We start from the raw sequence: 15,682 nt of genomic DNA, 5'->3' as shown, positions 1-15,682 counted from the left end.
ATTACTTGAGATAAATATATCATCAGAAATTTGTTTTGTAAACAGTAATTCATAAAATAATATACTTTATTTGCATAAATGCTATGAAATTTTGTGGAAAAACCATCATTGACAACGCAATCGGTTGCATATATTATTAAAAAAAAGACTTACGGAGGATTATTATGGCCATTACAGTTAAAGATGTTGCACAACAAGCTGGTGTCGCTACATCAACAGTTTCACGTGTTGTTAATAATCATCCTTCTATTTCTGAAGCTACTCGAAGAAAAGTTCAGAAAGTGATGCAGGAAATGGGCTATGTTCCAAATATTGCTGCCAGAAACTTAGGGAAGCAAACTTCAAATGCAGTAGGAATTATCCTTCCTCCACTCAATTCAAAAGAACGAATGGCCAATCCATTCTTCTTAGAAATAATCGAAGCTATTAATGATGAAGCAAGAAGAAATAATATGACTACTGCAGTGGCTATAGCTAAGAACTTAGAAGATTTATTAGAAGATGTAAAAGTGATGCACAAGCAAAAGCAAGTTGGTGGTTTCATATTAGCATATGCTCACCAAGGTGATCCCGTAATAAAATACTTGCTTGAAAAACAAATTGCATTTACACTTATTGGGCAACCTTACACACAGCATAATACAATTAGTTATATTGACAATGACAATCAGTTACTTGGCCAACATGCTACAGAACATTTGATTGAAAATGGTCATCGCAATATTCTTTTTGTTACTAATACGATTAAAGAAGGTATTTATTTCGAAAGATATTTCGGCTATCAGAAGGCAATGATGCTCAATCAACTCAAAGTATTTGATAGTATTCCAATTATAGGACATACAGATTATGCTGACTTTGAAGATACTTTGATCCGAACAAAAGCAACTGCTATCGTGGTGCTTGACGATATATTTGCACTACGTGTTATGCAGCTTGTACAAATGTACGGCTATAAAGTGCCTGATAATCTTTCTGTTATCAGCTTTAATAACTCGATACTCTCGACATTAACACACCCATACTTAACTACCATTGATATCGATATCGCAAAACTCGGTCACGAATCAGTCAAAATGCTCATTAAACATTTAAATGGAGAAGACATTTCTAACACTAAGATTGTTGTGCCTCATGAATTAATCGAACGTGAAACTGTTATTAACTTAAAGTAAAAAAATTAGCTTATGACAAATTTGTCATAAGCTTTTATTTATCTAACGTCTTTATTACCGTAAACAAAACAATTGCCTGCATCAACAGCATTACACTAAGTCCAATTTTTATATAAATATTATCCACTAAATAAATCGAAATCCCTACAACAATAACGACACTTAATAATAACTGAAACTTTTTCTTCAATGTATAGCCACCACGCTCATAAAACTCCTGAACGTAAGATTTATAAATTTTTGTTCGCACTAACCAATTATGAAACTCATCTGAACTTCTCGCAAAACAGAAGACTGCGAGCAATAAGAATGGTGTTGTTGGTAAGAGCGGTAGAAATGCACCAACAAATCCGAGGATGGTCGAAATAACTCCAACGGATAATAATAATAACCTCAAGAGAAATCCTCCTAAATATGATAATATCCACATTATACTAAAATTCTTGATGAAATGTTTGATGAGGATATATCATTTTAGTGAAGTTTCATCCAACGCTATAAATATATTAAAGTACTCTCGGTGTCTCAATACCTAGCAAGCTTAATCCTTCTTCTATTACGATAGAGACGGCTAATAATAATCCTACTCTATTTTCCTTCATTGCTGCGTCGTCTAATATTCTTACATTCGCATAATAACTATTGAAGTGACGTGCAAGTTGCAGTAAATACTTAGCAATTTCTGCAGGTGATTGCTTCACATATGCATTATAGATGACTTCTTCAAACATCATTAAATCTTTAGCGATATCCCATGCCGCTTCATCTATTTCATTCACTTCAATGTGACTTGTTTCCAATCCACTTTTTCTAATAATGGCATGAATTCTAGCGTTTGTATATTGAAGATATAAACACGTATTGCCTTCAGCTTTTAACATATCTTCTAAATCAAACTCAATATCATTTTGACGATCGTATTTCAGGTCATTAAATATTACAGCACCAATACCAATTTGTTCAGCTACTTTATCAATGTTTTCAATTTCATTTGATTTCGCGATTATATTTTGTTTCGCCATATTCACCGCTTCATCCAGCACTTCATCTAAAAAGATTACTTTCCCTTTTCTTGTAGACATCTTTTTACCATCTTTTAAGATCATACCAAACGATATATGCTCCATATTTTCTGCCCACTCATAACCCATCATCTTTAATACTGCTATCAATTGTTTGAAATGAAGTGATTGTTCATTACCTACAAAATAATATGACTCAGAAAAATTATACGTTTCTTTTCTATAGATTGCTGTTGCTAAATCTCTTGTAATATACAAAGTTGAACCATTCGTTTTCTTGATCAGCGCTGGCGGCATATCATCAAGTTTCACTATTTCTGCACCTTGATCTTCAACAAGTAAGTTTAATGCTGCTAATCTTTCTACGACAGCATCCATCTTGCCGTTGTAAAATGCTTCTCCATTATACGAATCAAAAGAAACACCAAGACGCGCATAAATCTCATTAAACGATTGCAGCGAAACTTCTCTAAACCATGTCCATAGTCTTACATGCTCAGCCTCACCTTGCTCTAGTTTTAGAAATGCTGTTCTTCCTGCTTCATTTAAAGCTTCATCATGTTCTGCTTCGTCATGAAATTTAACATATAATTTAAACAGCTCAGGAATTGGATTTACTTTAACATCAGCTTCATTCCCCCACTTTTTATAAGCTACAATCAATTTACCAAACTGTGTTCCCCAGTCTCCAATGTGATTTATTCTTACTGGTTTAAAACCTAATTTCTCTGTAATATTGGCTACTGCATTACCGATAACAGTTGATCTTAAATGTCCCATTGAGAATGGTTTAGCAATATTCGGTGAAGAAATATCCATCGTTATCACTTTACCTTGACCAATATTTTGAGCCCCAAAGCTTTCTTTATCGCGCAATACTTCCTGAATAACATTTGTTCCTAGTGTTTGTTTATTAAAATATATATTTAAATAGCCATTCACAACTTCAACTTTATCAATTTGTTCATCATTCAAACGCTCGCTTATTTCCTGTGCAATAATCATTGGACTCTTCTTCAGATGCTTACTTAACGTAAAACAAGGGAATGATAAATCTCCTTGATGCGCATGCTTCGGATATTCAATCAACTTCAATATTTCAGTTTCATTCAATACTTCAATTTCTTTTCTTAAAATATTAGCTAATAAATGTTTCATCTATTCTCCTCCTAAAAATTAATAAAATAAAAAAGCATCCACCTCAATAAACAGAGGCGAATGCTAGATTCACGGTACCACTCTTGTTCATGTCATAAGACACACTCAATGATTGTTAACGATGTTTCCACCGGATATCCCTACTATAAGTTCAACATATCATTCACGAAGTGCGCTTCATATCAATTATCATGCTATACTTCCACCCACTATAGCTCGCTACTTATGAACAAATCAATATTACTCTCTTCGTGTAAACAAATTGTTATTAAATTATTTAATATAATAGCATGATTATAATAAAAAGAAAATAGAAATAAATTTTATAAACTGTTATCATCAAGAAAACGGAGGTGCTAATATGATTACAATTATTATGGCTATCGCATTATATATTATTGACACTCTTCTCTATAAAACAATCCTTACCGATAAACCAAACTACTTTGCCGGATACCGTACACCAAGGTCTCTACAAAGTGAAAGACATTGGCAATTGGCGCAGGAATATTCTACAAAACTTATCCAAAAACTGTGCCCAATCTTACTCATCATCGGCATTATTCAACTCTTGATTGAAATAACTATAGGCTATGAAGAGCAAAGTTCAATTGCATCTGTTATTTTATTACTGATTACAGTTATTATCGTTTACGTCAAAACTGAAAATCGACTAAAAAAGTTATGATATTCACTTCTTCATATCACTTTGTTCCAAGCGAATTCTGCGATGACTTGATGCTTTGAAAATGCTCTCCATTACCTTCAAGTCATCATTTTTAATCGCTTCTTTCAAAGTAGTAAACGCTTCTTCAAAACGCTCCATATTATCCAGTAAAGCTTCTTTATTATGGCTAAATAATTCCGGCCAGAGAGATTCATTCATATTAGCAATACGCGTAAGATCACGATAACTATCACCGATATATTTTATCGTTTCATCCAATCTATCGTCACTGTTGATTAACGACACGGCAATTGCATGCGTTAACTGACTCGTATGTGCAATCATCTCATCATGCATCACAGCATCTGTAACTGTGATACGTTTAAAACCGAGCGGATATAAAAATTGTTTAAATGCTTCTAACTCTTGATTTGAATTCAAATCTGACTTCGTGATGACATAGTTTGCGTCTTGAAATACACTAGCATCTGCGTATGCATATCCTTTCTTTTCTCGGCCCGCCATTGGATGACCGAAAATAAAAGAAACATTATGAGGTAGAATTTCTTCCACATCTTTCATCACCACCGACTTTACGCCAGCTGTATCTGTTAACGTTGCGTCATCTTTGAATTCATCTCGATGCTGTACAATAAAATCTTTTATCATGTTAGGATAAATCGCAAAAATAACCAGATCAGCTTCACTCAGGATGGACTGATTCCTCGTTTCACCAACATCGATGACCCCTTCAGCTATCGCCATATTCAAAGTCTCATGATTTACATCGATTGCCATTATACGATGCTTTTGTCCATAGCTTGCACGAATTGCTTTAGCGAAAGTCCCACCGATTACACCCAATCCAATAATAGCAATGTTCATAAATACACCTCGATTGTTTTAATGATTAAAATCGTAGCAGTAAATATCATATAAAGCAAAAGATAAATAAAAATGCATTACCCATTTTGAGCAATGCAAATTCATTATTGTTTTTCCAATATACCTTGAATAACACGACACTTTCCATTATGTTTATCACCTTCGTGTCTTATAACCTCTTTTTCAGATAGTTCAATAATATTAACATCGTTAGATTCACAATACTTTTTAACGTCCCCTAAATCATACAACATAGAAATATCTTTTGGCCCACCTGTGCCATAATCAATCTGAGCTTTTGCGTATAATTCAAAGTATATTTTTCCTTCAAGTTTAACGGATTGAATCATATTATTAAATAATACTTGTTGTTTATCCTCTTCAACATGACCAAAGATCATTACAGCATTGTCAAATTGCGCTTTATCTACTGCTTCTTCAACTGTAAGATCCTTTAAGTTAGTTTCAACATACACATTAAACTTCTCTGCTAACTTTTCTGTCTTTTTTAAACCTTCTTTAGAATAATCAAATGTTGTAACATCATATCCTAATCGTGCTAAATATACTGCATTTCGCCCTTCACCTTCAGCAAAACATGCAATTGATCCTTTACCTTTATCTTGAAATTGTTCTTTAACAAATTGATTCGCTTCCTCACCATACAGATATGTGTCATCTTTAAACTTATCATCCCAATGATTCATAAACTCCTCCTTAAAGTGCTTTAATATCTTGAATTAATGTATCCACATCTTCACGCTTTGTTGACCAGCTTGTACAGAAACGCACTGCAAATAAATTGTCGTCAATCTTCTCCCAATCAGCAAATGTATATTTCTCACGAAGTGTTTCAATCTGCGCTTTCGTTAATATCGGAAATCGTTGATTCGTAGGTGATGGATATTTCATTTGTATACCCTTTTCTTCAAATGCCTTCGTCAATTTATCGGCAAGTTCAACGGCATGTTTTGAAATTGCTTCATACAAGTTGTCTTCAAAGAGTACCTCATATTGAATACCAAGCAATCTACCTTTTGCAAGCATTCCACCGTTTTGTTTAATGAAATATCTAAAATCAGGTTTTAATGCATCATTAGTAAACACTACTGCTTCTCCAAATAGTGCTCCTACTTTAGTACCACCGATATAGAACACATCACTTAGTTCAGAAAGATCTTTAATCGTTACATCATTTTCCTTAGCCGCTAATGCATAACCTAAACGTGCTCCATCAACCATTAAGTACATATTTTTTTGTTTACAGAAATCATATAAATCCGTTAACTCCTGCTTAGAATATAATGTCCCAAATTCAGTTGGTTGCGAGATATAGACCATCTTCGGTTGTGGAATGTGTTCGAATGTCACATCATTCCAATAATCTTCAACATAATTTTCTACATCTTCCAGACGTAACTTCCCATCGATACCCGGAATTGTAATAACTTTATGACCCGTTGCTTCGATTGCACCTGTTTCGTGAACGGCAATATGCCCAGAATCAGCTGCAATGACTGCCTGATGAGGACGTAGCATTGATGCAATCACTGTCTTGTTAGTTTGTGTACCACCAACTAAGAAGTGAACATCAACATCTCCACTACAATGTTCTTTTATTAATTCAGCCGCATGTTTACAATGGTCATCGACCCCGTATCCTGGGTGCTGTTCATCATTTGTTTCTACTAAACGTTCCAGAATGAGCGGATGTCCACCAGTTGAATAATCATTATCAAATCGAATCATGTTATCTCTCCTTAGTTTTAGCGGCATCTTAATTGTAAATTTTCTCATACCGCTATAATTCATTAGTTTTAGCAGAATCTTAAACTTTTATAGCTCGATACCGCTAATACTCACACGTTTTAGCGGTATCTTAATTTTTTATAGAGCGATACCACTATTACTCATTAATTTTAGCGAAATCTTTAATTATTGTCTTCAAATACCGCCATAACCTCCTTCTTACTTCACTTGCTCTTTTATCATCTCAATTATTTCTTTTTGAGACAATTCTTCCGTAATAATAAATTCTCCTTCTACTCCTAAATAATCTTTGTCCAGAAACCATTTACGCATTTCATCTTCACCAAATTCAACATTTTGTTTATATTGATGGCGACGCAAAGTCTCTTCAAACGGAATATCAAAGTAATAGACGTAAGATGCATCATTATATTTATTAACCATTTCTCTCAACATATCTCCATGTTTACGACGTGTTAATATTCCTTCTACTACAACATATTTACAGTGTTCCATACCAAATTCAATCATTGTTCTCAACAATTCAGTCGAAATATTACCAACCTTATCTTTAACACGTAACATTTCTCTTCTCAATAAATCTTGAGAAATAAGAATCGTTCCTTCACCCAGAGCTTCTTGCAGTAATTTAGCAGTTGAGGTTTTACCGCTTCCTGAATTACCTCTAAGAATCATTAATTTTGCCATCATATCACCCACTAAATATTCGGTCCATATAATCTATGTGTCTTGTCTTCAATTTCTCCTAATAGTTTTTTCTTTAAACTGACTTTCCATGTGTCAGCCAAAACATTAACTTCAGATAATTCCTTCACTAGACTTAAATCAGCAGAAAAATGCATCACTTCGTTACACTTTGCAATGGTCCACTCTGGATATGATCTTTCAATTAACTCTATTTTATCGTTTACACTCACTACTCCAGGACGAAGCACTTTTAAGTACCAACCAGTTCTACCATTTTCTTCAGTAACCTTAGACAATTCTATTTCTCGATATTTTCTTGCAGGCTTCCAGCATGGTTTACGTGGTTGCGTAACTTGAACAAGCGCTTTACCAATTTGATAAATATCACCTAGACATACTGTTTGTTCATTCATATATGTAACACTGAGATTTTCACCAAAACCACCTGGTTGTATATCTTTACTCAATTCATTTCGCCATAACGGATAATGTTCGATTGCATAGCAAAATACAGCTTTATCAACACCACCATGATGCTTTTTATCCGCAACTTCATCATCTTCAAAGCCATGTTCGGTTAAGTTTCCACGTGAAACGGCATCTCGATTGATAGCTGAAATCCATGACTGATTTAATTTATCTGAAGCTTCTTCACTACCTAGTTGTTTTGGTTTTCCGATAAACATCATTTCAACATGCATACTAACACCCCTTTTAAATATCACGTTTAACGACACTAGGCAAATCCAGGAACGGCTGAATATCCTGAACGTATTCAAGAATTCCTTGATACTCACCTTTTTCATCAAAGACGCCTTTGTATGTTACATAAATATATTCTTCACCTTTCTTAAACCACATTGTCACAGTTTCCTGCTCTCTATTTTTAAGTTTACGCATAACTTGCATCATCTTCTTCAAACTCTTCGGTGGATGACAATTCGCTACACTTCTACCAATAGAAATAGGTGTGCGAATAAACATCATATCCGCAGATTCAGTAATTTCATTAAAGTATTTAAATAATCCGTTCTTATCAACAAATGTCAGTTCAAGCGGAATATTATTAAGTATTAATTCCGCTTCTTTCAAGGTTAAGTAACCGCCACCTATTTTAATGTTTTGATTTTTATCTTCACTTTTCTTTTCTTTTGTTTGATATACTTTATCTTTATCAGACCATACTGATTTAACATCTACTGCATAACCAAATGCTTTACTTTCATTGGCGATAGTTTCACATTCCTGTGCAGTAAATAATTCCTGAACTAAAGGAATAAGAATGTCTTCCTCATGCAATATCATTTGCTTCATACCTTTATTTAACGTATCGAACGATTTTCTAATATGCTTAAACTCAATTTCATCAATTCGTTTTAGACGGTTTTTGAATTGATGATAAGTAGTGCGATTATCATCATCAAGTGCCCAAATCTTTCTTGGTAATGTATAAACTTGTTTTCGTTCTAATATTGGAAATATCAATTTTTCTTTACGGTTATAATGTGCATATAATGCACCTATTATTTTTAAATCTTCTTCAAGCATTGAACTGTCTTTTTTAGATGCTACAATCGTCAATTTCTCTTCCATACGTTCTAATGTATTAATAAATGTATCATTTTCTCTTTTCATAATATTTAACGGATGATCATCGTCAAGTGAAATATATACTTCCTGTATCCTTTCGTTCATATGACAATTATACATATCAATCAATTTATGAATTTCTTCTATTGAAGAAATACCTTCCGTGTAGTGTATTTGTATAATAGCGATTAAGAAATCCACCAGCGAATAATTTTCTAAGATAGCAACTGAATGATCTTCCTTATTGCTTTGAATATTTGTCAGTATTGATTTTATTTCATTTGTAAGCTCGAAATTTATCATAGTACACCTCACTATATAAGATACATTTAATATACACCTTACAAAGTAATGCTGGGACCTTTCTTACAAACATTCACAAAATCGTCAGTCTATCGCTTAAAATCTTCCTTCAATAAAGCATAACGATTCATGTCTCTAAATTCACCGTATAACAAAACATCCTGTTTATCCATACTAACAAACTCAAATCCAGCTTTCTCGGCTACTTTATTACTACCAATATTGTCAACATCAGCACTGATTGAAAGTTTATTCAACCCCATTTGATTGAAAGCAAAGTCACATAAAGCAATTACTGATTTCGTCATAATCCCTTGACCATTTAAATCTTCTTTCAACCAGTAACCGATTTCCGCCTTCTTAAAACCCTGATTAATCGCATGTAAATCTAGCGTTCCAGATAACTCTCCATCAACAAATATCAAAAATAAACGTCCCGTCCCTTGCGCAAACTCATTCATCATCTTTTTAATAAATGCAGTTTCATGTGCAGGTTCAGTGATGATATCTATAAAAGTCAAAAATGTTCTTAAGTGCTCTCTATTTTGATCAATCACATTATACAAATCTTCTCCATGAAAAATTTCTGCTTGTACCAGTTCAATACGCTCATCAACTTTAATAGATAGTCTGTTCATGTTCGTCCTCTTTTCTTATTATCTAAATTTTTTGATTTTTATTAGCGTATGGGAAATCTATAAAAACGTCAACAAAAAGCCATCCCTTATGGAATGACTTAAATTTAGTTATAAATGGTTATAAACGCGATTTATATGTGTTCATTGCCAGTATTTTATTCGTCGTTAGGTCTACCTACCCAATACGTGTCATAAATACCTTCATATTTTGATTTAAAATCCTCAATAAATTTCGTATCATGACTGACAATATCGATTACATCATTACATACATAAATTATTTTATTTAATGAATAAAATAATATAAATGCCTCTCTTTCATTTCCACAAACAACATTCGTAATATATTTAATTAACGGTTGAAGATCAATATTTTTTACGATTACATTGATGTAGTCAACATCTTCTTCACCTTTATGAAATACTTCTTTCCAGTTCGTAATCTTAAAATAACGTCCTAAATTCGTTTTTTCAGTTTGAATATAATCACCTTCAATGACACTCAATAAAAACTCCATATCAAAATTGTCATCAGAATATGTGTCCGTAATAATTTGTTTAATTAAACTACCATTCATCTTTTCATAGCCAAATCTAATTCTGTGTTCATCGCTGACTTGAAAATAAGGAATTGGTTTGTCTATACCGAAATGAATTTCTTTACCTTCTATTATCATATCGTCCTCCCAATAATAAAAGTCACTGCATTCGTACTTAAATTAACATCCTTACCTGCACGATTAATTCTGTAATTCAATAATTTTATTTCTTCTTTAACAAATTCAAATCCCTCAAAAATATCATGAACTAATTTCTGCATATCCATTGTCAGCATATTCACTTCAAACTGCGGTACTAATAATTCTCCTGTTTCGATATCTTTTTCTTGAACTTCAGAATTAATAATTAAACAGGCAATACCATTGATTACGAGATGATTTCTTATATTATTTAGTACTTTTTTAAACGCCGCTTCATCATTGACATGTTCAAGTGTTGAAACACCAATGATGAAATCATATTCTTTGTTGATTTGATAATCTTCAATAGTAGATACAATTCCATTAATTTTATCTTTAACGTTATACGCTTTAGCATTGTCATTAAGTATTTCAATTGCTGATGGCAGTATATCAACACAATCTACAACTGTGCCATCTATCGACTTCTGTGCAATGGTAATTGCATTTCTACCAACACCACTCCCTAAGTCCAATATCCTTAGTGTTTTTGAACTGTCTATCAGTTCAAATGCTTTCATTACATTTGCGACTGGTTTTCCTATCCAACTACCAGGCTCATATAATTTTGTAGATTTATAAAAAGCATCATGGTATTCAAGTTCTGCAGAACGTATCGCATCGAACTCACTCATCCCTCAACAATCCTTTCTCAACACACTTCTCAATAATTTCTTCAGCGAGTTCCCACATTGCTGGTGCATCATCTTTAATAAATATCTTTTTATTTGTTACCTGTGATTTAGTCAGGTTATATGGATTGTAATCCTCTTTACTTACTTCATATAGATTAATCAAAGCGATTAATGCATCAATCACTCTCGCATACTTTGCTTCATGATTATCACCACGCTCAAAGTTAGTCCATAAATCTATTATGCGCTTCTGATTATCTTCATCTAACATTGAAACTACTTTCTTCAGAGATTCAAGTTCTCGATCAAACGAGTCACTTTTCGCCTGGTCATCAAATACCCACGTATCTCCTGCATAGATTTCACCTAAATCATGAACCAATAACATCTTGATCACCTGATTAATGTCTACTTGTTCAGGATAGAACTGTTCAAACTGCATCGCAACAAGTGCTGCCTGCCATGAATGTTCAGCACTATTTTCATATCTTCCATCTAACGTATCACTTTTTCTTTGAATCGTTTTTAACTGCTCGATTTCACGAGCAAAAGCATATACCTTACGGATTTCATTCATGCCTTTACACCTACTTTAAGAAATTTAATTTTGTCTAATTACGTAATTTTCACGAATGCTATTGTTTTATCATTACATTCAATGTTATCCTAAAGTACAATCAAATTCACTATTTTTGGAGGTATAAACCAATGGATAACGGGTTTATTTTTTTAAATGTCTTAATTCTTAGTATTCTCATAGGAATACTTATATTCATGAACAAGAAACATATTTCTTTCTCTAAACGTGTCTTCACAGGTATGATTTTAGGGATTTTATTAGGGGTCGGACTTCAATTCGCTTATGGCACTAATTCTAAAGTAACTTTAGGTACGCTAGATTGGTACAGTATTGTCGGTAGTGGTTACGTTCAGCTATTAATGTTAATTGTTGTGCCACTTGTAATGGTATCTATCATCCGTTCTATCATTAATTTAAATACTACGGATCAACTTGGTAAGATGGCCAGCTGGGTAATCGGAATATTGATTACTACAACTTTAATTGCAGCAACAATCGGTATCGCATCAGCGTTATTATTTGATTTAAACGCAGAAGATATTAGCATTGGTCAAGATGAAAAGACACGTGGTACTGAAATTCAAGAACGTTACGATACGATGGAACAAAAGACAATGCCACAACGTATCGTCAATTTTATTCCGAGCAATATATTTATGGATATGACAGGCGCAAGACCTACTTCAACAATCGCTGTCGTTATCTTCTCATTCTTAGTTGGCATTGCAGTACTTGGGGTTCGAAGAAAACAACCGGAACATGCTGCTATGTTTACAAACATGGTTGATGCTGTATTTGCTGTTGTAATGCGACTTGTGACAATCATCTTACGCTTAACACCTTACGGGGTACTTGCATTAATGGCAAATATGATTGCAAGTACAAATTTCGCGGGTATAGTCGAACTTGGTAAATTCGTATTAGCATCTTATGTTGCTTTAGGAACAATGTTCATCATTCATTTACTTATCATTACATTAACAGGATTAAATCCAATTCAATATTTAAAAAAGGTTTTCCCAACATTAGCATTTGCTTTCACATCTCGTTCTAGCGCTGGAACAATTCCTTTAAATATCGCAGCACAAAAAAACGCTTTAGGTGTAGATGATGCAACAGCAAATATGTCAGCATCATTTGGTGCGACGATGGGTCAAAACGGTTGTGCCGGTATCTATCCTGCAATGCTTGCAGTGATGATTGCACCAACCGCAGGTATTAATCCACTTTCACCTGAATTTATCATTCAATTAGCGATTATCACAGCGATTAGTTCATTCGGTGTAGCCGGTGTTGGTGGTGGTGCAACATTTGCTGCTATCATCGTTCTATCATCAATGGGATTACCAATTGCACTTGCAGGTGTATTAATCACAGTTGAACCATTAATTGATATGGGACGTACTGCGCTTAATGTAAATGGTAGTATGCTTTCAGGAACATTAACTTCTAAATTCTTAGGAAACTTCAATAAAAATATATTTAATGATAAACACGCTGTAGTTGAAAATACAGAAGTTTAAAAAATAGGCAATCCACAATAAAGTGGATTGTCTTTTTAATATATTTGCAACTTTTCTGATAAAATGAATATATTCAAATAATTCAAATAATTAAAAATAATGAGGATAAAAGAAAATGATAAATATTCGTAATTATAAATCTACAGATGCTCCTCAACTCGTCAAACTTTACAGTGATTTAGGCTATCCATCAGATAAAAAATCGATTAAAAATCGGCTAGAAAAACTATTGGAACATACTGATTATCATATGCTTGTTCTACTACAAGAAAATAAAGTTATTGGATTTTGCGGCTTTTGTAAAATGTATATGTTTGAGTCTGATCAATCGTATCTAAGAATTCTTGCATTTGTAATTGACTCCGATTATCGTGGAAAGAAATATGGTTCCAAATTACTTCAAGCTATTGAAGAAATAGCTATTGAAATGAATGCTCCAATCGTAACCTTTAATAGTGGTAATCGTTCTGAAAGAGATATTGCGCATCACTTCTATAAAAATAATGGTTATCTTGTTAAACCATCAGGTTTTATCAAAAAACTACTTTGATAAACCTGCATTTAAAAGAATATCGAAGTATAAAGACAATGTACAAATAAAAGTATATTGTCTGTTTTTTCTTTAATGTAATAAATGAGTTTGTTATTATGAAAATAACTAAAATTTTACAGAAAGTTGGTTTAATATGCCTTGGTGGGGAACATATATACTTATTTCAATCGGCTTACTATTAATTGGTGTTGTTTTAGCGATTTGGGATAAAATCAAAAGAAAGAAACGCATTAAAACGCTCTGGAATAACCAAAAGACGCTCAATCGACCTAAGGGAAATCATATAAAATATAACCAATATTTTGATTATCTACAAATAAATAATAAGCATTATATAGATGATATCACATGGAATGACCTTGATTTACATCGTATGTTTACAAAATTAAATTACAATTTCACAACGGTTGGCGAGGAGTACATGTATGCTTCACTCAGAAATATCCCAAATCATACCGTCAATGAATTACTTATTAAAAAAATAACAAATGACCAGCATTTTAGAGAAAGCGTATCTTTTATACTTGCTGATTTAGGACGCAGTACAAATAACAATGCGAGCCGCTTCGCTTTCAGGCACAAGTCTGACGAACAATATAATCCATGGATGATCATTGTAAGTTTACTTCCCTTTTTAAGCTTGTTTTCTTTCTATTTTGGAATAAGTGTTGGTATTTTTACTGTAATTCTTGCAATTAGCATCGTTATGTCATTATCGATGAGATTTAAGTCTAAAAGTGAATTGCTTTATGATGATATATTTTATGCTGTTAAGATAATAGACACTGCTTCAGATCTGCTCAACCTGAAAGAAAGTCACTTAGACACAAAGCCACCTAACATACGTTCAATTAAGTTCTTAAGTTATTTAATGCTAAGTGACGATAATAACGAAACGAATTTTGCTTTACAAATTATTAATGCATTGAAGATGTTATTCATGACAGATTATCATATTTATCATTATGCACTCCGTATACTAAGAAAGAATCAAGCATCATATACTGAATATTATCAAGTCGTGGGTCAATATGATTTAAGCTATAGTGTAGGCATGTACCGTCGAACGTTACCTTATTATACATTGCCTGAAATCGGTCCATTCCATACTGAAGAAATTTATCATCCCCTACTCACACATCCAGTTGCTAATGACTATACGCATAATAGAGGGATTTTATTGACTGGTTCAAATGCTTCTGGTAAGTCAACGTTTATGAAGACGATTGCACTCAACATCGTACTCGCTCAAGCCATCAACACAACAACTAGTGAAGTTTTTCGTTATCAACCTGGTCATGTCTTAACATCTATGAACTTAGAAGACAGTTTAGCAAAAGGAGATAGTTATTTTATTGCAGAGATAAAATCAATCAAACGTATTATACGAGCTATCGAGCATCTCCCAGTAACTTATATCTTTATCGATGAAATTTTAAGAGGAACCAATACGAAAGAAAGAATATCATCTGCTACTGCTATCCTTAATCATATTAATAGTAATAAAAATACAACTTTATTTGCAGCTACACACGACATCGAATTAACCGAATTATTGAAAGATACTTTCGATTTCTATTACTTCAGAGAACATTTAACTGAAAATAACAACATTGAATTTGATTACACAATCCGTAAAGGAATTACCACTACTTCAAATGCTATTGAATTAATGCGAATATATGATTATCCTGAACATATCTATCAAGATGCTAAAAGCACACTTGCCACACTAAAAAAGTTAAATACATAAATT

Annotated in this window: 17 protein-coding genes and 1 other annotated feature; of the genes, 5 read left to right on the top strand and 12 right to left on the bottom strand. The window is 33.1% G+C overall.

Annotation, left to right across the window (positions count from 1 at the left end; genetic code table 11):
* Positions 1–164: 164 nt before the first annotated feature.
* Positions 165–1,175 (top strand): LacI family DNA-binding transcriptional regulator, encoded by a 1,011-nt coding sequence (locus BFS35_RS07505; protein ID WP_099578833.1) that lies wholly within the window; start codon positions 165–167, stop codon positions 1,173–1,175.
* 34 nt (positions 1,176–1,209) lie between these two features.
* Here the strand turns inward: BFS35_RS07505 and BFS35_RS07500 are convergent, their stop codons facing one another.
* Both BFS35_RS07500 and argS read right to left on the bottom strand, forming a co-directional pair.
* Entirely contained in the window at positions 1,210–1,572 is a 363-nt protein-coding gene (locus BFS35_RS07500; RefSeq protein ID WP_099578835.1) for a YbaN family protein, read from the bottom strand.
* 109 nt (positions 1,573–1,681) lie between these two features.
* Complete coding sequence (gene argS / locus BFS35_RS07495) at positions 1,682–3,355, bottom strand: arginine--tRNA ligase (RefSeq protein WP_099578837.1); 1,674 nt, start codon at positions 3,353–3,355, stop codon at positions 1,682–1,684.
* 49 nt (positions 3,356–3,404) lie between these two features.
* Positions 3,405–3,622, bottom strand: a binding site (T-box leader).
* A 94-nt stretch (positions 3,623–3,716) separates the two neighbouring features.
* Between argS and BFS35_RS07490 the strand changes: the two genes are divergently transcribed.
* Positions 3,717–4,043 carry an SdpI family protein gene (locus tag BFS35_RS07490; RefSeq protein WP_099578839.1) on the top strand — a complete coding sequence of 109 codons (327 nt, stop codon included), beginning with the start codon at positions 3,717–3,719 and terminating at the stop codon, positions 4,041–4,043.
* Between the two features lie 3 nt (positions 4,044–4,046).
* Here the strand turns inward: BFS35_RS07490 and BFS35_RS07485 are convergent, their stop codons facing one another.
* The 10 genes from BFS35_RS07485 to BFS35_RS07440 all read right to left on the bottom strand — a co-directional run bounded on the left by BFS35_RS07485 (position 4,047) and on the right by BFS35_RS07440 (position 11,847).
* Positions 4,047–4,907: a prephenate dehydrogenase gene (locus BFS35_RS07485; protein ID WP_099578841.1), complete on the bottom strand. Its 861-nt coding sequence runs from the start codon at positions 4,905–4,907 to the stop codon at positions 4,047–4,049.
* A gap of 104 nt (positions 4,908–5,011) precedes the next feature.
* Positions 5,012–5,614: a class I SAM-dependent methyltransferase gene (locus BFS35_RS07480; RefSeq protein WP_099578843.1), complete on the bottom strand. Its 603-nt coding sequence runs from the start codon at positions 5,612–5,614 to the stop codon at positions 5,012–5,014.
* 10 nt (positions 5,615–5,624) lie between these two features.
* Positions 5,625–6,656 carry a threonine aldolase family protein gene (locus BFS35_RS07475; RefSeq protein WP_099578845.1) on the bottom strand — a complete coding sequence of 344 codons (1,032 nt, stop codon included), beginning with the start codon at positions 6,654–6,656 and terminating at the stop codon, positions 5,625–5,627.
* A 219-nt stretch (positions 6,657–6,875) separates the two neighbouring features.
* Positions 6,876–7,367, bottom strand: a complete 492-nt coding sequence (locus tag BFS35_RS07470) for a kinase (protein WP_099578847.1) — start codon at positions 7,365–7,367, stop codon at positions 6,876–6,878.
* An 8-nt stretch (positions 7,368–7,375) separates the two neighbouring features.
* Entirely contained in the window at positions 7,376–8,065 is a 690-nt protein-coding gene (locus tag BFS35_RS07465) for an MOSC domain-containing protein (RefSeq protein ID WP_158554277.1), read from the bottom strand.
* Positions 8,066–8,078: 13 nt separating this feature from the next.
* A complete protein-coding gene (locus BFS35_RS07460; protein ID WP_099578851.1) occupies positions 8,079–9,257 on the bottom strand; it encodes a PAS domain-containing protein in 1,179 nt (392 codons plus the stop codon).
* A gap of 89 nt (positions 9,258–9,346) precedes the next feature.
* Positions 9,347–9,895, bottom strand: coding sequence for a GNAT family N-acetyltransferase (locus BFS35_RS07455; RefSeq protein ID WP_099578853.1), 549 nt, complete (start codon positions 9,893–9,895; stop codon positions 9,347–9,349).
* 155 nt (positions 9,896–10,050) lie between these two features.
* The gene (locus tag BFS35_RS07450) at positions 10,051–10,572 is read right to left on the bottom strand and encodes a hypothetical protein (protein WP_099578855.1); all 522 of its coding nucleotides are present in this window, start codon (positions 10,570–10,572) and stop codon (positions 10,051–10,053) included.
* Positions 10,569–11,270, bottom strand: a complete 702-nt coding sequence (locus BFS35_RS07445; RefSeq protein WP_099578857.1) for a class I SAM-dependent methyltransferase — start codon at positions 11,268–11,270, stop codon at positions 10,569–10,571. The genes BFS35_RS07450 and BFS35_RS07445 overlap by 4 nt, the downstream gene beginning before the upstream one ends.
* Positions 11,263–11,847: an HD domain-containing protein gene (locus BFS35_RS07440; RefSeq protein WP_099578859.1), complete on the bottom strand. Its 585-nt coding sequence runs from the start codon at positions 11,845–11,847 to the stop codon at positions 11,263–11,265. The genes BFS35_RS07445 and BFS35_RS07440 overlap by 8 nt, the downstream gene beginning before the upstream one ends.
* A 131-nt stretch (positions 11,848–11,978) precedes the next feature.
* Here BFS35_RS07440 and BFS35_RS07435 point away from each other — a divergent pair, with 131 nt between their 5' ends.
* The 3 genes from BFS35_RS07435 to BFS35_RS07425 all read left to right on the top strand — a co-directional run bounded on the left by BFS35_RS07435 (position 11,979) and on the right by BFS35_RS07425 (position 15,679).
* Positions 11,979–13,373 (top strand): L-cystine transporter, encoded by a 1,395-nt coding sequence (locus BFS35_RS07435; protein ID WP_099578861.1) that lies wholly within the window; start codon positions 11,979–11,981, stop codon positions 13,371–13,373.
* 115 nt (positions 13,374–13,488) lie between these two features.
* Complete coding sequence (locus BFS35_RS07430; protein WP_099578863.1) at positions 13,489–13,923, top strand: GNAT family N-acetyltransferase; 435 nt, start codon at positions 13,489–13,491, stop codon at positions 13,921–13,923.
* Positions 13,924–14,059: 136 nt separating this feature from the next.
* Positions 14,060–15,679, top strand: coding sequence for a MutS-related protein (locus BFS35_RS07425; RefSeq protein ID WP_099578865.1), 1,620 nt, complete (start codon positions 14,060–14,062; stop codon positions 15,677–15,679).
* The last annotated feature ends 3 nt before the right edge of the window (positions 15,680–15,682 follow it).

The organism is Macrococcoides goetzii, from assembly GCF_002742385.2.
Classification (GTDB): domain Bacteria; phylum Bacillota; class Bacilli; order Staphylococcales; family Staphylococcaceae; genus Macrococcoides; species Macrococcoides goetzii.
Note: the sequence above shows the minus strand (reverse complement) of the source record. Positions and strands in the feature narration are given on the sequence as shown.